Annotated in this window: 18 protein-coding genes and 2 tRNA genes; 13 read left to right on the top strand and 7 right to left on the bottom strand. The window is 66.1% G+C overall.

The window, feature by feature from the left end:
* The first annotated feature begins 28 nt into the window (after positions 1-28).
* The gene (locus Q0996_RS17620) at positions 29-1,714 is read left to right on the top strand and encodes a DUF3376 domain-containing protein (protein ID WP_299622695.1); all 1,686 of its coding nucleotides are present in this window, start codon (positions 29-31) and stop codon (positions 1,712-1,714) included.
* Between the two features lie 184 nt (positions 1,715-1,898).
* Positions 1,899-2,105: a hypothetical protein gene (locus tag Q0996_RS17615; protein WP_299622692.1), complete on the top strand. Its 207-nt coding sequence runs from the start codon at positions 1,899-1,901 to the stop codon at positions 2,103-2,105.
* 51 nt (positions 2,106-2,156) lie between these two features.
* Here the strand turns inward: Q0996_RS17615 and Q0996_RS17610 are convergent, their stop codons facing one another.
* On the bottom strand, positions 2,157-3,185 hold the full coding sequence (locus tag Q0996_RS17610) for a LacI family DNA-binding transcriptional regulator (RefSeq protein WP_299622689.1): 1,029 nt from the start codon (positions 3,183-3,185) through the stop codon (positions 2,157-2,159).
* Positions 3,186-3,353: 168 nt separating this feature from the next.
* On the opposite strand from Q0996_RS17610, the gene Q0996_RS17605 reads away from it, so the two are divergent.
* Both Q0996_RS17605 and Q0996_RS17600 read left to right on the top strand, forming a co-directional pair.
* Positions 3,354-4,430: a fatty acid desaturase gene (locus Q0996_RS17605; RefSeq protein WP_299622687.1), complete on the top strand. Its 1,077-nt coding sequence runs from the start codon at positions 3,354-3,356 to the stop codon at positions 4,428-4,430.
* A gap of 24 nt (positions 4,431-4,454) precedes the next feature.
* On the top strand, positions 4,455-4,781 hold the full coding sequence (locus Q0996_RS17600; RefSeq protein ID WP_299622684.1) for a MocE family 2Fe-2S type ferredoxin: 327 nt from the start codon (positions 4,455-4,457) through the stop codon (positions 4,779-4,781).
* 36 nt (positions 4,782-4,817) lie between these two features.
* On the opposite strand, the gene Q0996_RS17595 is transcribed toward Q0996_RS17600, so the two are convergent.
* The 3 genes from Q0996_RS17595 to Q0996_RS17585 all read right to left on the bottom strand — a co-directional run bounded on the left by Q0996_RS17595 (position 4,818) and on the right by Q0996_RS17585 (position 5,796).
* Positions 4,818-4,894: transfer RNA gene (locus Q0996_RS17595), tRNA-Arg, on the bottom strand.
* A 52-nt stretch (positions 4,895-4,946) separates the two neighbouring features.
* A complete protein-coding gene (locus tag Q0996_RS17590; RefSeq protein ID WP_299622681.1) occupies positions 4,947-5,252 on the bottom strand; it encodes an ETC complex I subunit in 306 nt (101 codons plus the stop codon).
* Positions 5,253-5,382: 130 nt separating this feature from the next.
* Positions 5,383-5,796, bottom strand: coding sequence for a VOC family protein (locus Q0996_RS17585; RefSeq protein ID WP_299622679.1), 414 nt, complete (start codon positions 5,794-5,796; stop codon positions 5,383-5,385).
* A 333-nt stretch (positions 5,797-6,129) separates the two neighbouring features.
* Here Q0996_RS17585 and Q0996_RS17580 point away from each other — a divergent pair, with 333 nt between their 5' ends.
* Positions 6,130-7,251, top strand: coding sequence for a branched-chain amino acid ABC transporter substrate-binding protein (locus Q0996_RS17580; RefSeq protein WP_299622676.1), 1,122 nt, complete (start codon positions 6,130-6,132; stop codon positions 7,249-7,251).
* Positions 7,252-7,313: 62 nt separating this feature from the next.
* Here the strand turns inward: Q0996_RS17580 and Q0996_RS17575 are convergent, their stop codons facing one another.
* Both Q0996_RS17575 and Q0996_RS17570 read right to left on the bottom strand, forming a co-directional pair.
* On the bottom strand, positions 7,314-7,784 hold the full coding sequence (locus Q0996_RS17575) for an ASCH domain-containing protein (RefSeq protein WP_299622674.1): 471 nt from the start codon (positions 7,782-7,784) through the stop codon (positions 7,314-7,316).
* A gap of 118 nt (positions 7,785-7,902) precedes the next feature.
* Positions 7,903-7,979: transfer RNA gene (locus Q0996_RS17570), tRNA-Pro, on the bottom strand.
* Positions 7,980-8,240: 261 nt separating this feature from the next.
* Here Q0996_RS17570 and Q0996_RS17565 point away from each other — a divergent pair.
* The 8 genes from Q0996_RS17565 to Q0996_RS17530 all read left to right on the top strand — a co-directional run bounded on the left by Q0996_RS17565 (position 8,241) and on the right by Q0996_RS17530 (position 18,151).
* Entirely contained in the window at positions 8,241-10,265 is a 2,025-nt protein-coding gene (locus Q0996_RS17565) for a hypothetical protein (RefSeq protein ID WP_299622671.1), read from the top strand.
* An 11-nt stretch (positions 10,266-10,276) separates the two neighbouring features.
* Positions 10,277-11,506: a hypothetical protein gene (locus Q0996_RS17560; protein ID WP_299622668.1), complete on the top strand. Its 1,230-nt coding sequence runs from the start codon at positions 10,277-10,279 to the stop codon at positions 11,504-11,506.
* A 105-nt stretch (positions 11,507-11,611) separates the two neighbouring features.
* On the top strand, positions 11,612-12,739 hold the full coding sequence (locus tag Q0996_RS17555) for a hypothetical protein (RefSeq protein WP_299622665.1): 1,128 nt from the start codon (positions 11,612-11,614) through the stop codon (positions 12,737-12,739).
* 42 nt (positions 12,740-12,781) lie between these two features.
* On the top strand, positions 12,782-13,336 hold the full coding sequence (locus tag Q0996_RS17550) for a sigma-70 family RNA polymerase sigma factor (protein ID WP_299622662.1): 555 nt from the start codon (positions 12,782-12,784) through the stop codon (positions 13,334-13,336).
* The gene (locus Q0996_RS17545; RefSeq protein WP_299622659.1) at positions 13,336-13,968 is read left to right on the top strand and encodes a hypothetical protein; all 633 of its coding nucleotides are present in this window, start codon (positions 13,336-13,338) and stop codon (positions 13,966-13,968) included. Before Q0996_RS17550 ends, Q0996_RS17545 begins: the two co-directional genes overlap by 1 nt.
* Before the next feature lie 4 nt (positions 13,969-13,972).
* Positions 13,973-15,631 carry a S8 family serine peptidase gene (locus Q0996_RS17540; protein WP_299622656.1) on the top strand — a complete coding sequence of 553 codons (1,659 nt, stop codon included), beginning with the start codon at positions 13,973-13,975 and terminating at the stop codon, positions 15,629-15,631.
* Between the two features lie 283 nt (positions 15,632-15,914).
* Positions 15,915-16,997: a glycosyltransferase gene (locus Q0996_RS17535; RefSeq protein ID WP_299622653.1), complete on the top strand. Its 1,083-nt coding sequence runs from the start codon at positions 15,915-15,917 to the stop codon at positions 16,995-16,997.
* Positions 16,931-18,151 carry an O-antigen ligase gene (locus Q0996_RS17530; protein WP_299622650.1) on the top strand — a complete coding sequence of 407 codons (1,221 nt, stop codon included), beginning with the start codon at positions 16,931-16,933 and terminating at the stop codon, positions 18,149-18,151. The genes Q0996_RS17535 and Q0996_RS17530 overlap by 67 nt, the downstream gene beginning before the upstream one ends.
* Here Q0996_RS17530 and mtgA read toward each other — a convergent pair.
* A complete protein-coding gene (mtgA, locus tag Q0996_RS17525) occupies positions 18,148-18,834 on the bottom strand; it encodes a monofunctional biosynthetic peptidoglycan transglycosylase (RefSeq protein WP_299622647.1) in 687 nt (228 codons plus the stop codon). The genes Q0996_RS17530 and mtgA overlap by 4 nt on opposite strands.
* Positions 18,835-19,123: the final 289 nt, after the last annotated feature.

The raw sequence follows: 19,123 nt of genomic DNA, 5'->3' as shown, positions 1-19,123 counted from the left end.
CCACCCCTGATCCTGCGGGAGACCTGCAATGTCAGACGACGATGAGTTCCAGTTGGGTTTGGTCATGGCCGGTGCCATCTCGGCCGGAGCCTACACCGCCGGTGTCATGGACTTTCTGATCGAGGCCCTGGACGGCTATTATGCGGCGCGCGAACGGCCTGACTGGACTGGCCCGCGTCACCGGGTCAGCGTACCGGTCCTGGCGGGCGCTTCGGCCGGCGGCATGACCTCTGCAATCTCTGCCGTCCACTTCATGCATGACCTGGCGCACCAGCGACCCGGTGCCGACCCAGTCAGTGCGCGGACCAACCAACTCTACAATTCCTGGGTCCGGGAAATCGACATCAAGAAGCTGCTCGGGACCCGCGACGTGGCAAATCGCAAAGCATTGGTCTCGGCACTCGATTCGACCGCTCTTTGGGAAATCGCCAAAGGCGCCCTCGAAGCGGAGGGTGAAAAGCGCAAACGGCCTTGGGTGGCGGACCCGCTGGCCGTCTATTTGACCGTCGCCAACCTGCGCGGCGTCCCCTATGGCTTTCAGCTCTACGGCACCGGCACAAGCGATGCCTATGGGATGACCAACCATATGGACGACATGCGCTTTGCCGTTGCCTGGCAGGCTGCGGCCCCGGCCGGATTCATCCCGCTGGACCCGAACGATTGCCCGGGGGGAAACTGGCCAAAGCTCGCCCGAGCGGCCTTGGCCACAGGCGCCTTTCCCATCGGCCTCAGTCCGCAGATTCTGGACCGCGATGCGGACGATTACTACGGCAGGACGGAGATGCGCGATCCGGCTTTCGGTGAGGCCAAACCCGACAGCTACGAGTTCGTCTGCGTCGACGGCGGCTTGATGAACAACGAGCCGCTGGAGCTGGCGCGGCGCCATCTCTCCGGCGGCAGCGATGAGAGGAATCCGCGCGACGGAGAAGAGGCACGGCGCGCCGTGATCATGATCGACCCCTTCCCCAACCGGATCGAGTTCGACCGCCACCCGAGCAACGACGACCGCCTGCGTTCCATCCTGCCACAGATGTTCGGCGCCCTGGTGGATCAGGCACGCTTCAAGCCCGAGGAACTGATGCTGGCCGAGAAGTCGAACGTCTTTTCCCGCTTCATGATTTCACCCTCGCGCCGCAACGCCGACGGCCGGCAGGTCGAGTATGCGATCGCCTCCGCAACGCTGGGCGGCTTCGGCGGCTTCTTCGAAGAGTCCTTCCGTCGCCACGACTACCTCCTGGGCCGCAAGAACTGCCGCTCGTTCCTGCTGCGCTATCTGGCTCTGCCAGAGACCAACCCGCTGTTCCGGAACCTCACCGCGGAGCAGCGGGAGCGCTGGTACGTGCGCGAGCGCAACGGCGAACGGCGCATGCTGCCCGATTCCAAAGGAGCGCCGCACCCAGGCCTGCCGATCATCCCGCTTACTGAGGACCTGGCAGCCGACGAGGACATTCCCGTCGCCGAGCGCCCCAAGCCCGAACAGGTCGATATGGATCACCTGCGCGAGCAGGTGCGCGCCAGGGTCAGGGCGCTGGGGGACGTGGCGATCGAGGAGGAACTGCGGCCGATCCTCAACGGGCTGCTGCGCTTTGCCGGCAAGCTGGTCCTCAGGTGGTCCCTGGAACGCAAGGTGACCGATAGGATCATGGCGAGCGTCGAGGGGGGATTGGCACCCCTGCGCGACCCCGACCGCCCGGCGGTCCGAAACGGCAGGTGAAACCTGCTCCCACCGTCGAGGCTTGGCCTCGTCCCTGCCGGGCCGTGAGTGTGTTCACGTGGGATTGACCTGTCGTAGCGACGATGTGAATCATGCGCCGGCCTCGGCCACCCTATATCGGGCTTGTGCGGCCGCCTGCCGCGCTCCAGTCTGGATCGCCCCCATCGTGAAGAGAGCCGCCGCAATGACCGATCAGGACGCCCGCCCCGCCACCGCAACCGCCAGCGGATCCACGCGCCGAACCGCCCTGGCCGGCCTCGGCCTGGTGGCGCTCGGCCTCCTGCCCCTGCTGGCCGCCTGTACCCCGCGGGCACCCCGCAACGCCCACGGCCACCGCGACTCCCGCAATCCCAACCCCTTCTGGCTGCGCCAGGACCAACGTGACAACTGAGGCCGCCAGATTTCCGCCGACGGCGGTTGACGGGACCGGCGGACCCGCGGATCAGATGTTCTCGGAGACGTAGATTTCGAAGGGCACCAGGATCTGCCGGGCGGCCGTGACCTCTCCGCGCAGTGCCGCCACCATGGCGTCCACCGCCTCTGTGGCGATGCGCTGCGTGGGCGATGCGATCACCACATCCACCGCGCCGTCGATCAGGCCCTCGCGCGACGAGGGCGTCAGCTCGTGACAGACGAAGGCGATTCGCTGTGCGAAGCCCTCCTCCCGCACGGCGCGCAGCGCGCCCTCCACGCCGCCGCCGCAGTGATAGAAGCCGACGATCTCGGGGTGCCGCTTTAGAAGCTCGTGGGCCGCGTCATAGGCCAGCACGGCATCGTCGAGATAAACCACCGGCTCGAGCACCCGGAACCCGGGGGCGTGCTCGCGGAAATAGCTGCGGAACCCGATTTCGCGGTCTTCGTGGCCGAGGTAGCGGTGGCTGCCCACCAGGATGCCCACATTGCCCGGCATGCGGGCGAGACGCGCCACCGCCCAGGCGGCGGTGCGGCCGGCCTTGCGGCCGTCGACGCCGATGTGCCCCGCCCGCGCCGGCGCGGTCAGATCGCTGAGCAGGGCAAAGGTCGGAACGCCGCGCTCACGCAAGGCTTCGACCTCGGCGGCCACCTTCGGGTGATCGACGGCGACCACGGCCAGGGCATCCGCCTTGTCGCCCAGCGCGCGCATCTGCGCCACGATGGCGTCAGGAGACAGGTCCTCCACGAAGGCGACCAGCGGCGTGCCGCGGATGCGCGCCTCGGACTGGGTTTGCGCGTTCAAATCGACCGCAAGCTGCTGATAGAAGCGCTTCTTCGACTTCTGCAGCAGGAACCCGAGGGTGACCTTGGGTGCCGTCTCCTCGATCCGCCGGCGCAGCAGAGTCCTGGCGTGGTAGTCGAGTTCGTCAGCGGCACGCAGCACGCGCTCCGCGGTCGCCGAACGCACCGGACAGCGGGCATTCATCACGCGGTCCACCGTTGCCACGCTGACCCCGGCGCGCTCGGCCACATCGCGGACTGTCGGGCGCTTGCTCATGCAGCCCATGCTATGATGAATTCTATCAAACTGTCATGAGCCATTTTTGATGGCTTGATAGAATCTATCATCGTGCCGTTGCGCCGTTGGCCCGCGTCCGCAATTCTGGGCCGGCTCGATCGCATCCGGGAGGAGCCGGTCAGCCGATCCGCACAGCGAGGATTTGCCATGAGCGGGGCCGCAAAGACCACGACAGCGCAATGGCGCGACTACAGCCTGTCCAATGAGGCCCCCGCCCCTGCCCTGACGCATGAGGATTGGTATGCCTGTCCGATCCCACGCAAGCAGCTCAGGCAGCTAAGCCGGCGCAGCGACGGACCGGCCCTCAGGGACTACACACTGTGGCTGGGCCTGCTCGCGGCCAGCGGCCTCCTCGCCTACCTGAGCTGGGATACCTGGTGGATGGTTCCGGCCTTCCTGGTCTACGGCCTGCTCTACGGGTCCTGCGCCGACTCCCGCTGGCACGAATGCGCCCACGGCACCGCCTTTCGCAGCCGCCGGCTGAACGAGGCCTTCTACCACCTAGCGTCATTCATGGCCCTGAAGAATGCCCATCTCTGGCGCTGGAGCCACGCCCGCCACCACAGCCACACCATCGTCGTCGGCCGCGATCCGGAAATCGCCTTCCCGCGCCCGCCGGATCTCTTCGGCATGGTCCGCAACCTGCTGCATCTCAAGACCGGCCCCATCGAGATGTCCAAGCTGCTGCGTCACAGCGTCGGCCGTCTGAACGAGGTGGAGACGGACTACGTGCCGGAGAGCGAGCGCGCCAAGGTCGTCTGGACGGCACGCGCCTACCTGGCGATCCTGGCGGCGGTCATCGTCTGGTCCCTGGCGGCCCAGAGCTGGATGCCGGTCATGTTCGTCGGGCTGCCGACCTTCTACGGCTCCTGGCTGCACCATATCCTGTCGGCGACCCAGCATGCCGGTCTGGCCGAGGACGTGCCCGACCACCGCTTGAGCTGCCGCACCGTCCATCTGAACCCGGTGCTGCGGTTCATCTATTCGAACATGAACTACCACCTGGAACACCACATGTTCCCGATGGTGCCCTTTTACGCACTGCCGGCCCTCCACGCAGCCATCAGGGAGGATTGCCCCCCGCCCTATCCCAGTCTCTGGGCAGCCTACCGGGAGATGATCCCGGCCATGATCAGGCAGACCAGGGACCCGGACCACTTCGTCCGGCGCGCCCTGCCGGCGGGCGCGCAGGGTCACCGGGCCGGCGCGACGGCCGCCATCTGAGCCGTCACCTGAAAGGAACGGGGCATGAGCGACCGACTGGACTGGGTCGAGGTCTGTGCCGTCGACGAGATCGACGAGGAGGATGTGATCCGTTTCGACCGCGGGACGAAGACCTACGCGGTCTATCGGACGCTGGAGGGCGCGTTCTACGCCACCGACGGCCTCTGCACCCACGAGCAGATCCACTTGGCCGACGGCATCGTCATCGACTCCCTCATCGAGTGCCCCAAACACCAGGGCCGTTTCGACATTCGCAGCGGCGAGGCCAAGTCGGCCCCCGCCTGCGTCAACCTCAGGATCCACCCGGTCCGCATCGAAGCCGGCAGGGTCCACATCGGCCTCAGCGACTGAAGCGCAGTCCGCAGACCTGTCCAGCTTGTGGGATCATGGCGCGCCCGGCAGGATTCGAACCTGCGACCTACGGATTAGAAGTCCGTTGCTCTATCCAGCTGAGCTACGGGCGCCCAGGGGAGGGATCGTCGACCGCCGGCGCCGGACAGCGGCCCTATGGCCAGCCTAGTGGGTCCAGCGGCCGATGCGATCGTACTTGAAGTTATCGGCGTAAGCTTTTGGTCTGACTTTTCTTTCCCGCGGCTTTTCCACGCTGTACATCAGGCCCTCGGCCTTGGCGTAGGCAATCGCCTCTTCCAGGGTCTCGAACTTCAGGCGCAACTGCGCGCGGGTATCGGCGGAGGAGGTCCAGCCCATCAGCGGCTCCACGCGGCGCGCCGCCGTCGGCTCGAACTCCATCATCCAGACCGTGGTCTGCGCCCGTCCCGACTGCATCGCCGTCTTCGGTGGCTGATAGATGCGCACTTGCATGTCTGATCTGCTCCCAGGGGTCGACGCGGCCCCATCAACTCGCGGCCCCGTCAATTCGCGGCGCATGATAGCCGCTGCCCGGCCTCGCGCAACGACTTTGATCGCCCGTCCCGCCGGCCCCTAAAGCAGGTCAGACCGCCGCCAGGACGGGCTCGTCGGTGACCGAGGCGGCCTCGGCGGGATCGAAGTCGATGTGGATGTGGTTGCCGTCCGGGTCGTGGACATTTACCTGGATGATCCCGAGGCCCGGCACGACGCCGATCTCGTAGCCCGCCCCGCGCCGGCGCAGCAGGGCGAGGAATTCGCCCAGGCCGGCACCGGAAAAGGCGAAGTGCTCGAGGCGCAGCGCGCCCTGGGGGTCCGGCTGCTCGGCCACCTCCACCAGGTGCACCACCGCCGTGGCGCCGCAGTAAAGCCAGGCGCCGGGAAAGCCGAAGGCCGGCCGCTCACCGGCGGTGAGGCCCAGAACCTCCTGATAGAAGGCGCCCATGGCCGCGAGGTTGGCGGTGCGGATGTTCACGTGATCGAGCTTGGCAAGTGCCATGGCCATCGGCCTCCCTGCGGGTCTCAGCGGCAAACGATGTGGTCGGGCGAGAGATCATAGCCGCCGAATGGGCGTCATGCACTCAGCACGGCCTTCGCCACCGGAGTCGCGGCGTTCCGCGCAGGCCGTCCCGTCCTCTGCGCCGGGGAGCCATGGCGCAATCGCCGAACATTCCCACTGCTGATGTTGTCGAACTGAAACAGTCTTCCGTCATGTTGGCGCGGCATTCCAACGCCGGGCCACCGCTGAGCGCCTGCAAAGCCAATCCAGGGCCCGCGCCAGGAATGCGCGCCGCGCCGCAACATCGAGACTTCCGACAAGGAGTAGAATGTTATGACGTGGACATCAAAGTTCCCCCTTTCCCTCACCCTCGCAGGCTTGCTGCTGTCCGCTGCCGGGACGGCCGCGGCCGAGATTCGCATCGCCGCCGTCGGACCCATGACCGGCCCCCTTGCCGCTTTCGGCGACCAGTTGCGCCGCGGGGCCGAGATGGCGGTGAAGGACATCAACGCCCGCGGCGGCCTGCTCGGGGAGCCGCTTGTCCTGACCGTCGAAGACGACGTCTGCGACCCCAAGCAGGCCGTTGCCGTAGCCAATCGTCTGGTCGGCCGGGACATCGTGTTCGTCGCCGGACATGGCTGCTCCGGCTGCTCGATCCCCGCATCGCGGGTCTATGAGGAAGAAGGCGTCTTGATGATGTCTCCGGCCTCCACCGCGCCCGAGTTGACCGAGGCCGGCGGCGACCTGGTCTTCCGGGTCGCCGGGCGTGACGACCAGCAGGGCGGCGTGGCCGCGCAGTTCATCCGTGAACAGATGCCTAAGGCACGGGTCGCTGTGCTGCACGACAAGTCGGCCTACGGCAAGGGCCTGGCCGACGAGACCCGGCAGAAGCTGGCCGATCTCGGCCAGACCGTCGTCTTCAGCGATGCCTACAACGCCGGAGAAAAAGACTATCGCGCGGTCGTCAGCAGGCTGAAAGAGGCCGACATCGATCTGGTCTTCATCGGCGGCTACTACACGGAGATCGGCCTGATGCTGCGGCAGGCGAAATCGGCGGGGCTCGACGCCACCTTCATGGCCGGAGACGGGCTGATGAGCGCAGACTTCTGGGGCATTGCCGGCGGGCAGGCCGAAGGCACCTTGATGACCTTCGCCAGCGATCCGCGCAAGACGCCGGAGGCCCGCACTATCGTCGCGCGCTTCAAGGAAAACGGCATCGAGCCCGAAGGCTACACGCTCTACGCCTATGCGACCGTGCAGGTCTGGGCCCAGGCCGCCGAGATGGCCGGTTCGGTCGATCCCGAAACCGTGGCGGCAGCTCTCCGAGGCTACGACTTCCAGACCGTCCTTGGCGAGATTGCCTTCGACGCCAAGGGCGACGTCTCGGTGCCGGGCTTCGTCGTCTATCGCTGGAGCGAGGGCAGCTACACCTATGCGACCGGGTTGACCAATTAGGGGCCCACGGTCGGCCAAGCTGCGGGCCCGGTCTCAAGCGCCGGGCCCGCCCGCGCTGCCTGTCATGCCGCGCGGTGCACCACTTCGAAACGCTCGAACAGCAGCTCGCTCTCGTTCTCGTCGAAGGGCATGCCGAGGACCTTGGAGCGCCGGGCGAAATACTGGCGGTGCCCCTCCAGCCAGAACCCGAGGGTCCGATCCCCCTCCCCCTCGTCCCAGGCGAAGGCCTCGTCCACCGAGAGCAGCGGGCCACGGCGGGTCTCGGTAGTCTTGATGGTGCAGCGCGGCCTCCCGCGACCGTCGAGAATGATGAAGAGGTCGCCGACCTGGGGCAGCGGCTCCTCCAGCAGCTCGGCCTCGGCCACCCAGCCCACGGTCGCCCGCTTGGGGCCGGAGACCACCAGCTCCGCCAGTTCGTCGGCGAAGTCCGGCGAGTCGCCGAAATAGAAGGCCTCGATCTCCAGGTCCGCCGGCAACCCCAGATCCGCCTTCACCTGCGCGCGATAGGCCGCCAGTTCGCTCGTTTCGGTCATCCCCTCGTCTCCTATCCGGCGCGGCGTGCGCTGCGCAGAATAGCCAATCTGGACCGCGCGGCAAGGAAGGTGGGGCGCAGGCGCGCTCACCGCAGGCCAAGGCATTAGTATGTGGGGGTGGTCGGGGCGAGAGGATTCGAACCTCCGACTTCCTGCTCCCAAAGCAGGCACTCTACCAGGCTGAGCTACGCCCCGATGGCCGCAAACCTAGGGACTCGCGCGGCGCTCGGCAAGGCTCATGAGCGCCGATGCAATTTGGGGAAGCCGGGGTGCCGGCCCTTCCTTTCCCTCATCAATCGCGATATGACAAAATGCTTAGTGGGAGAGTCGCCGTAATCCGACCGCCATGGGGGGTGGAACGAAAGGCAGGGGGCGATGAGACGTCCGGGACGTGGTTCGCACGGGGCCACGGCTTTGACTGCGGCGCAGGGAACGGGCGCCGGCGGCGGGGGGCTATTGCGCTCAGCCGGACGCGGCTTTGAAGCCCTGGGTTTTGCCGTCCTGATTTTCGGACTTGCCGTCTCCTCGCCGAGCCTGGCGCAGGACTGGGTGCCCGAGCTGCGGGCGCCGGCCGGCGAGACCCGCGGACGCAGCGATCCCATCGTCATCGACCTTCCGGCCGACCTGGACCCGGCGGTCTACCCGCGCCTGGCGGTCGAGGTCGACGACATCGACCTGACGGCCTTTGCGACGACCGGGCCGGGCATACTCACCGTCACCCTTCCCGAACCGCTCACCACCGGAGACCACGTGGTGCGCCTCATCGAACGCGGCGATGACGGCAGCATCGCCGAGCGCGGGGTCTGGCTGGTCGAGGTGCGCCACTCCGCCCTGATCCGCGACCTCACGGTGAACGCCGATCTCGCCGGCGAGGTGAACGCGCGGGTCCTGAACGAGGGCCTGCAAACGCCCTCGCAGCACGTCACCGGCGAAAGCGGCGGCGATGTGGAGGCGGCGGCCGGCGACGAGACCTGGCGCCTCTCCGCGCAGGGCAACTACATCTACAACTCCCAACTCGAACTGGGCCTGGAGCAGCGCAACTTCGACCTCGGGGAGTTCCGCCTGGACGGCGACTTCCAGAATGAGGACGTCTTCGCCGGCCTGACCGTGGGCAACCACGATACCGGGATCGACAGCCTGGTGATGTCGAACTTCAACCGCCGCGGCGTTTCCATGAGGGTGGGTACCGCCGACGAACGGATCACGGCCACCGGCTTCGTCCTGCGCACCGAATCCCTGGTCGGCACCCGCCACGTCCTGGGGATCAGCCACGACGAGGACCGGGTCGAGGGCGCCTCGGTATCGCTGCGGCCCATCGGGGCGCTGAAGGAGAACCTGGTGCTCACCGGGGTCTACTACAACGGCGAGGGCAGCGACGGCGGCTTCGGGATCGGCACTGAGGAGGTCATCAACGAGGGCGACGGCTGGTCCGTCGCCGTGGACAGCCTGTGGTTCGAGGAACGCGTCCGGCTGCGCGGCGAGTTCGCCGAGGCGACCTTCGATTTCGACGGCAAGGACGAGGGCTTCGACGCGGAGACCGCCAACGCTTACTCATTCCTTGCCTCCGTAGAGCCGCTGCGCGGCACCACGCTGGACGGCGGCATCCTCAACTGGACCATCGGCGTTCAGCGCGAGCAGATCGACACCTTCTTTCAGAGCCTCGCGAACCCGGGGATTCGGCCCGACCGGGAGACCACCTCCATCTTCACCGATTTCTTCTGGGACGAGTTCACCGCCAACCTGCAGGTCGATCACGAGTACAGCAACGTCGACGACTTCGACTTTCTGCCCACGGACCGCACGATCCGGGTCTACTTCAACGGCTCCTACACCCCCTTCGTCGAGCCGGAGGAGGACGGCAGCCTGCCCTGGTACGGCCAGCCCTTCTTTACGGTCAACGCCAGCGTCACCGATATCGAACGGGTCGAGCGCTCGGTCGACTTCCCGGCAGACGATGCCAACAACGTCAGCCGCTCCCTCACCTTCAACCTGGGCTCAAACTACGAGAGCTGGAGCTGGAACGTCTCCCATATGATCTATTCCTTCGAGGACGAGATCAATTTCACCAGCGACACCGTCAACAACACGACGGGGCTCAGCGGCTACTTCCTGATCGACGACTGGCTGACGCTCTCACCGACGGTGCAGTATGACGTCTTCGAGGACAAGGACCTGGGCAAGGCGAACCGCACCGTCAACTTCGGACTGGCCAGCGATATCACGGTGATCCCGCAGGTGCTCACCGCCTCCCTGTCCTATAATCTGAACGTTCGGACCGGTGACGGCGACACACCGGACAGCTCCAGCCTGGGCGGCGAGGTCGTCTGGACGCTGCGCGAGCCGGACGCCAACAGGCTGGGCATCGCCCTTGCCTTCAACGGCTTCATTCAGGAAACCAATGACGACTTCGACAACTCCGAGGACGACCTGCAGTACGAAGCCTTCACGACGCTCCGGCTCTCGCTGCCGGTAGTCTACTGAGGGGCTCCATTATGACCCGCCGCATGGCATCGCTGCTCTCGGTCCTGGCATTCGCGCTGGGCCTGCTGCTGTCCTCGGGGCCGGCGATGGCCGGGATCGTCAGTGTCGACGCGGTGCCGAGCCGCATCGCCATCTCCGCGACGGCACCGAGCACGGTGACCGTGGTCTGGCGCGTCGTGCGCATTCCCGGAACGATCGTCCCGAACCCCGGCGTGATTTCCTCGCCCAGCGGCCAGTTCCTGCTGAACGGCGCCGTCGTCGGCACGGTGAACCGCACCCTCTCCCGCAGCCTTCCCGGCGCCACCATCGCCAACGAAGGCGCCACCTTCACGGAGAGCTTCACCGTGCCCCAGGCCCTGGCCTTCAGGGCGGTAAAGTCCGGGTCAGCCCTCGTGCTCCGCCGCACCTTCACCGACAACACCGGCGCGGTCGCGCCCTTTCCGGCCAGCCTTTCCGGCGACCTGATCCTCAATCCCTCCGGGCCCGGGTCGGAGTCCTTCACGGTGAGCCGTCTGTCGCTGACCTTCGACGACGATTCGCGGGTGCGGGTGCTGCCGAAGGGCAGCCGCCTGCGGGCCCGCGCCGAGCTGAACACCACCGGCAGCGGCCTCATTATCGCGCAGTGGGAAATCGCCCCGGCGACGACCACCGCCGGCGCGCCGGTGTTCCGCCCCCTTTCCCTGGTGCGCCAGAACATCGCCGGCGGGCGCCGCGTGGTGATCACCAGCCCGCCGCTGCCCACCCGCTTCGAAGGCAGCAACATCGTGCGCCTCAGCATCACCGATCCCGGCACCTTCTTCGACGCGCCGGAACTGCAGTACTACGTGACGCCGGAGAGCCCGCTGCCGGACGGCCAACAACCGCGCCTGTTGCTGACCACCAGCCCTGGGCCGGGTACGCCCCTGACCCAGACGACCCGTTTCGCCTGGCAGGCGATCCCCGGCGCCACCGCCTACAAGCTGGAGTTCTTCCGGGGCGGCAGCGGACCGGCCGAGCCGGCGGACCAGGAAACCGTGGTCTCCAACGCCCCGCTCGATCCAGCCCCCAACGGCCAGCCCGAGGCGCCGGCGGCGCCCCTGACCGGTGTGGTGGTGCCGGCGGCCGTGACCGAAACCCGCCTCAAGGACTTCACGCTGGCCCACCTGCCGTCTGACCGCCGCTATCGCTGGCTGGTCAAGGCCATCGGCGAGAACGGCGTCACCATCGGCGTCAGCGCGCTGGCGGATATCTATAAGCCCTAACGCCTTGAACCTTCCGCCACCGCCATACGACCCATGGGAGCAGCCGCCGGGACCGCGGGTCCCATGGACGGCTCTCCCCAGGGATCGTGAGGTGAGGTAGGAGACATGGCTACGCGCACCAACCGTTTTGCAAGGGCTGCGGCCGCCACAGCGCTCTTGCTCGCTCCCTTGACCGGTGCGGCCGAGGCCGCGGTGAGCGAGGTGACACCCAAGCCCGCAAGGGCGCAGGTCGCAACGACCGGGGCCAGCAGCCTGACCGTTGCCTGGCAGGTCGACAGGACGCTGGTGAGCCCGCCGCCGGGCCCGGGCACCATCGCCTCCCAGCGGGCGGAGTTGCTGATCGACGGCATGGTCGTCGGTTCGATCCCGCAGCGCCTGGCGCGCGCAACCGAGGGCAGCCAGATACCGGAGCGTCTGGTCTTCGAAGAGACCCTGGTGATCCCTCAGGCCTTCGTGTTCCGGGCCATCAAGCTGGCCAGCCCACTGGTCGTCCGCCGCAGCTTTGCCGACAGCTTCGAAAGCGGCGAGGCCGCTGCAAGCGTCACGGTCGTTCCCAGCGGGCCCGGCTCAGCCGGGCTGACGGTCCAGCGGCTTGCCCTGGCCTTCGACGACGAGTCCCGGGTCCGCGTGCTCGCCGAGGCCAGCAGCCTGCGCGCGGTGGCAGAGATCACCACCAGCGGTGCCGGGCTGATCAGCGGGCAGTGGGAAGTCGCCAGCGCCAGCACGACGGACGGGGTGCCGGTCTTCCGCCCCTTGACCCTGGTGCGCCAGGGCGTCGGTGCCAGCGGCCGCACGGTCATCACCAGTCCGCCGCTGCCAACGGCCGTCGAGGGTTCGAACCTGGTCCGCTTCAGAATCACGACGCCGGAGACCAGTTTCGCCGAACCGCTGCTGCGGTACTACGTGACTGCGCCAACCCAAGGGCGCATCCTGACCACTAAGCCTTTTCCCGACGAAGTGCTCAGCGAGGAGACGCGCTTTGCCTGGTCCGCCCTTGCCGGCGTGGCCGCCTATCACCTGGAGCTCTTCGCCGCGCCCGGTGAAGCCGCAGTGCCGGACGGCACCGCGCTGGCCGGGATCTTTGTGTCCGCTGAACAGACAGCGGCGCACTTCAACCACTTCTCCCTTGCGTACATTCCCGCAGATCGGCGCTATCTCTGGAAGGTCAGCGCGATTGATGCTAAGGGCGCTGTGATCGGGTCCAGCTCCGTAAGGGAAATCTACCGACCTTAGGCGCCCGCAGAGGCGGGCCGCCGGCAGCCGTGGGAGCAGTCGTTGGCGCAGGAAGACCGAGAGCTTTTGCACCGTATGGCCGAGGGCGACCAGAGCGCCCTCGACGCGTTCTACCGACTCTACGAAGGCCGGGTCTTTCGATTTATCCGCTCCAAAGTGAACGATTCCTTCGAAGCGGCCGACGTACTGAACGAGGTCATGTTCGAAGTCTGGCGCAGCGCCGGGCGCTTTGAGGGAAGGTCCGCTGTGAGCACCTGGGTTCTCGGTATCGCTCATCACAAGGCAATCGACCGGATTCGGCGACGCAAGCCCGCAGAAAGCGTAGAATTGGATCCGGAGATCGCCGAGGACGACTCCCCCAATCCGGCGGAAACACTCTCGGCGGCCCAGAATGCGGAGCAGGTTCGCCACTGTGTCGACCAGCTCTCAGAGGCACATCGCAGCGTGGTGCATCTGGCCTTCTTCGAAGACCTCCCCTACGGCGAAATCGCCTCCATCGTGGGCTGCCCGGAGGGAACCGTGAAGACCCGGATGTTTCACGCAAAGAAGGCATTGATGAAATGCCTTGCGGGGCTCAAGGAGATGGGAGTCTTGTGATGGCCGAAAACGGACGCAGCGACCAGGAACTCGACCTGCTCTTGCCATGGTACGTCAACGGAACCTTGTCGGCCGAGGAACGCGCCGCCGTCGAGGCCTACCTGGAAGACAACAGCGAAGCCCGCGAAGAGGTGGCGCTGCTCACGGCGTTGCGCCGGCAGGTGAAGGACCAGCCCCAGGAGAACAGCCCGGGCGAATTGGGCCTGCAACGCCTGAAGCGGGAGATCAACCGCAGCGAGGAACGGGATCGGCCAGTGGCGGGTGGCGGCAAGGTCGTCTCCATCGCCAATTGGTGGCGTCCCTTGGCGGTCGCCGCCTGTCTGGCGGTGGTGATCCAGGCCGGCGTTCTGGTGAACCTGACCGGCGGGCCCGGTGGCGATGTCGACACGGCCGGCGGCGAGCCGCTCCTGGGTCCCGCGGTGCTGGAAGTCACCTTCGCCCCCTCGGCCACCGAGCAGGAGATTCGCGCGGTGCTGCAAGCCGCGGGGGTCAGCATCGCTGACGGGCCCTCGGCAATCGGCGTCTACGACCTGCGTTTGCTGGACCCCGCCGAGGGCGATCCCGCCATTGAAGAAGCGCTCACAAAGCTGCGCGCGCGGGGCGACGTGGTCACGCATGCGGAGAGGAACTGATCCTGTGAAACCTGTGCCGGCGCCGCGCTGGGTGGTACCGCTCTCGGTGGTGCTGATCCTCTGGGCGGCCACCGCAGGCTTGGCGCAGGCGCAATCGAGCCGGACCGCGCCCCAGATTCTCGGTGTGGGAGCGAGCGCCTGCTTGAACGTTGGCGACCGCGTCACCGTGAAGGGAACCAACTTCGGCCGCGCCGGCGGCAAAGCGCTGGTCCTGAAGGATGCCAACAGCCGGGTGGCGCTGACGGTCTCCTCCTGGTCTGACCGGCATATCGTCGCCACCGTGCCGAAGTCGAAGGACCTCTCGCCGGGCGGCTGGTACCAGCTCGGGATCGAGGACCGCCGCGGCAACCAGATCGCGGCAGAGCGCCGTCTCCTGCAGATCTGCGGGCCGCGTCCGGCAACCGTGGACGCTGCCGGCAACCCCATCGATCCGGATCGCCGCACGGCCACCGTCGAGCGCAGGCCCGCCGAGCCGCCCAAACCGGTCCGGCCAGGGACCGTCACGCCCGCCGGACCGTCAGTCCGGCAAGCGCCCGAAGCGGTCCCTCCCGGCCTGCCTGTCCCGCCGGCCCCGCTCGGTGACGCAGGCATCGACCGAGAAGACGACGAGGTTCTTGCCGTTACCGGCAGCCTGGATCAGGCGACAGCCTTAACCCAGCAACTCGGTGGGCTCGGCTATGCCGTGCGCACCCTTCAGGATCTGCAGGCCCTGGGCTTCGTGCTGATCCGCCTGGGCATTCCCAACGGCCTGGACGTGCCCACCGCCCTTGCCAACCTGCGTCAGGGCTTCCCGGCGACGACCTTCGACGCCAATACGCTCTACAGCCCGCAGGCGGCAGCGGAACCCCGGACCTATGCCAAAGCGCTCGTCGGCTGGCCCGAGCCTACCGGCTCCTGCCGGCAGGACGTCGAGATCGGTCTGGTGGACACCGCGGTCGACCCCCGGCACCCCGCGCTGCACGGCCGCAGCGTGACGGCGCGGAGCTTTCTGGCCGCCGGGCTGCGGGCGGCTCCCGCGGATCACGGCACGGCCATCGCCGCGCTGATCATCGGCGATCCCGCCAGCACAACGGCGGGCCTGCTGCCATCGGCCCGGCTCTACGCCGCGGCAATCTTCGGACTGCGCGCCAACGGCCGCGTCGTGGGCACGACCGATGCCATCGCACGGGCCGTCGACTGGCTCGGCCAGCAGGGCGTGAGGATCGTGAACCTCAGCCTCTCCGGGTCTAGCAACCTGGTCCTGCGCCTGGCCGTGGAGCGGGCACACGAGGCGGGAATGGTGCTGGTCGCCGCAGCCGGCAATGAAGGGCCCAACGCGGCGCCGGTCTTCCCGGCCGGATATCCACCCGTGGTCGCGGTCACGGCGATCGATGCCGCGCTGCAGCCCTATCGCCAGGCCAATCGCGGCGACTACATCGACCTGGCCGCACCGGGCGTCGACGTCTGGAGCGCGCGCGGCGGTCAAGGCGGCGGCTACAACAGCGGCACCTCCTTCGCGGCTCCCTTCGTTGCCGCAGCGGCCGCACTGATGCTGGCTGCACAGCCCGACATCACACCCTCTGCGGCCAGCCAAGCGCTGATCGACAAGGCGCGCGACCTCGGGTCTCCCGGCCGCGACAGCACCTTCGGCTGGGGGCTTCTACAGCCGCCGCAGGACTGCTGAGGAATACTTTCAGCCCCTATCGACCTGGTTCACAGCCGAACCACACGGAAGGGACCTGGAAGCTCAGCCACTCACCCAAGCAAGCAGCAGCCGAGTCTGCTGGTGGATCCGCGGCTCCTTGCCGCGTGCGTGGCACCTTAGATGTTGCCCGCCCAGATCCATGAAACTGTCTAGCCAAAACGAGTACATCTGGCCGGCGAGCAATTCGAGCGCGCAACAAGCGGCTTGCGCAGAGGTTGCTTTCCGTTCAACTCTTACATATTCCGAACTCCAGGACGGCAGCATGAACTCATCCAACTACTCGGGCCGCAAGGTCTTGTTGGTCGGAAATGTGTTCGGACGTGACTTCGGCAATTCCTTCTACATGATCTTACCGAAGTTGCTCCACGGTCTCATCCGTAATGGCTGCAATCTCCACGCCTTCAATGACAGAGAAATCGCCAGGGCTTCAACACCGCTGCTAACTTCGATTACGGGTTGGCATGCGGCAAATCGCAAGCTGATCACGACCTGCCGGAACTTCCGACCGGACTTATTGCTTCTCGGTCATTGCGAGGTGATCCGTAACTCGACGCTGGCCGCAATTCGAGACGAAATGCCAGACATTCGCATTGCCTACCGGAATGTCGATGCCCTTTCAGATGGGCCTAACCAGAAGCGCGTGAAGCGCCGCGCCGAGATCGTCGACAAAATCTTCGTGACGACCGCGGCACCTATCCTCGAAACACTCCGGGGCAGCCGTGCCGAGGTCTACTTCATCCCCAACCCGGTTGACTCTGCGATCGATACGGGCCGCGCCTTTATGCGCAATGACCAGGACCATGACGTATTCTTTGCTGTAAACACGAAAGACAGCCGGGTGGACTTCGTCACCGAAGCCATCAGCCAGGTCCCCGGTCTGAGCGCCGACATTCGCTGCACGCCGGGCAAGCCACCGGTCTTTGGTGCCGCTTACCTTGCCGCTTTGGCCAATGCACGGATGGGGATCAGCCTCAGCCGACCGGACAACGCTTATCTCTACGCCTCTGACCGGATGAGCCAGTTACTTGGAAACGGCCTTTTGACTTTCGTTTCCAGGTCAACCGGTTTCGGGGACATCTTCACAGACAATCAGATCGCGTTTTTCGATGGTCCTGACGAATTGGTGGACAAGCTGGCGTTCTTCGCCCGCAATGACCGTGAGCGTCGAAAGGTTGCCGAGGCCGGTTGGGCTGCAGGCCATTCGTTGTTTGCGTCAGAGCGGGTTGCCAGGTACATCCTGGAGCAGAGCTTCGACGATCCTCTTTCAGAGAACTATCCTTGGCTTCAAGCGATCTCGAACCCGGCAAGACCTTCACAACCGCAAAGAAAATCTATGGCGCACTGACGCACAGCGAGGTCGTTAAGGCTGCCCACATTCTGGTGCTCTGCACCGCATTCGTTCTTGAGACGCGCGGCCACCGAGTTCTTTTCTATGTTGTGGCGCTACCGATTTTCATTCTGAGCCTGCGCGAACTGAATCTGCGTTCTCTCGGCCACGCAAGCATTGCAAAGCTTGCCTTCGCCTACGTCGCCTACGTCTTGGTCTCGGGACTCTGGACCGAGGGGCTGATCTGGACCGACATGGCGAACCTCTTGCGCCTAGCCCTGCTGGTATCCGTTTTCTTTGCAATCACAGCGCTGTTGGCCGCTGGTTCTGAAAGCTTCGAGAAACGGCTGTTTGTCTGCTTCGCGCTCTCGGCCAGTCTGACTCTGCTGGTCGTCTTTGCAGTGCGCATTTTCAGTGGTGAGCCAGACCTTTGGCGGTTGACCGGCTTCGGCTTGGCGTCGCACCCAATCATCGGGGCGACGCTCTATGGCTCGGTTGTCCTGATCGCGGCCTTTTGTCTGTTGCCTCAGGCACGTGGAATGGGAGAGCGCTTGCTCTGGGTCGGGGTCATCGGTCTTGGGCTTTGTTTCATGATGTTGACGGCGAGTCGAGGGCCGCTGATCGCACTGATCTGCGCCCTGCTGATCACCACTCTGATTGCAGACCGCCGCATTGCCATGATTGTCTTCGGCCTTTGTACCGTCGGGCTTCTGGGCGGTGTACTCCTTGAACTGAAGCCCATTGTATACCTGTATGAGCGGGCTCCGAGCGGCCATTTCGAAATCTGGCAGCAAGCCCTCCAGGCTATAGCAGAGCACCCCTGGTTCGGTCACGGCAGCTTGGCGGAAGGCGGCTTTGCCGGCAAGCACGGGCCGTCTCGATCCGCCCACAATCTGCTCCTGGCCAATCAATTCTACGGCGGCATTCCGGCAACCTTGCTGCTCGTTGCACTTTTGGGAGTTGCCGCTCTATGGGCTTACAGAGCTGCCTTGAAGGGAAAGCCGATCTATCTGGTGCTGCTGGTTTTCGGATTCGTTGCGTCCCTCTTCGACAGTCGTTCCCTGGTGCAAAACCTTGGGCGGGAATGGGTGACCTTGTGGCTGCCATTCGGTCTGCTGGCCGCGCGCGAACTCCGCGACCGGGATTCCCGGGGCGGCTCTGTCGAGCCCTAGTCGCTCACGCAGTCGAGCAGCGGCCCGAGTTGGCGGGTGCGTTTGCGGATTGTCGCTGAACGCTTGGCAACATAGTCGCCCGCGGGGGCCGCACGCCATTTCAGCGGACTGGGCAGAACGGCGGCAAGCTGGGAGGCCTGGCGGAGGCTGAGGTCTTTCGCGCCCACGCCATAGTTCGCCCGTGCCGCCGCCTCGGCGCCGTAGATCCCCGGGCCCCATTCGGCAATGTTGAGATAGACCTCCAGGATCCGTTGCTTGGGCCAGAGCAGTTCCAGCGCGCCGGTCAGCGGCACTTCCAGGGCTTTGCGGACGACGCTGCGCCGCGGCCAGAGAAACAGGTTCTTGGCGGTCTGCATGGAGAGGGTGCTGCCGCCCCCGGCGCGCTTGCCCGCCGCATAGGAGCGGACCGCCGCTTCCAGGGAGTCCCAGTCGAAGCCGCTGTGCTCGCAGAAGAGATTGTCTTCGGCCGCCACCACGGTACGGCGCAGATGGGGACTGATCTCTGCCAGAGGCGTCCAGTCACGCTCCAGGCCGCGCCCCTCGACGACGCGGATCACCATCAGCGGCGTGATCGGCGGCGGCACGACGCGATAGATCAGGATCAGGACCAGCGGTGTGACGATAGCGATGCCCAGGGTCCAGAACAGGAGGCGCCGGAAGACGCGCAAGACCCGCTTGATCACGGCTGTTCCCGACGGCGCAAGGCTTTAGGGCCTGTTGACATTCACTTCGCCGTCGTGGCGGGAGCAGATGTGCGCCAGGGCTAGGAGCGGGCGGCGCCGTGGGGTGATCCCCCACAAGGCGTCCGCGACGCCGCCCTGGCGCATATCTGCCCCGTCCCAGAGGGATCCGGCGCGTTTGGCCCGCGGCCGCGTCGCTCCCATGGGCCCACTGGGTCGAATATGCTTGAGCATGTCCTTCCTCGTCGCTCCTAACCGCGGGCCAAATGCGCTCGGACCATGACGGCGAAAT

Source organism: Pelagibius sp. (assembly GCF_028289705.1).
Classification (GTDB): Bacteria; Pseudomonadota; Alphaproteobacteria; order Kiloniellales; family Kiloniellaceae; genus Pelagibius.
This window is presented reverse-complemented; position numbering and strand designations above follow the sequence as displayed.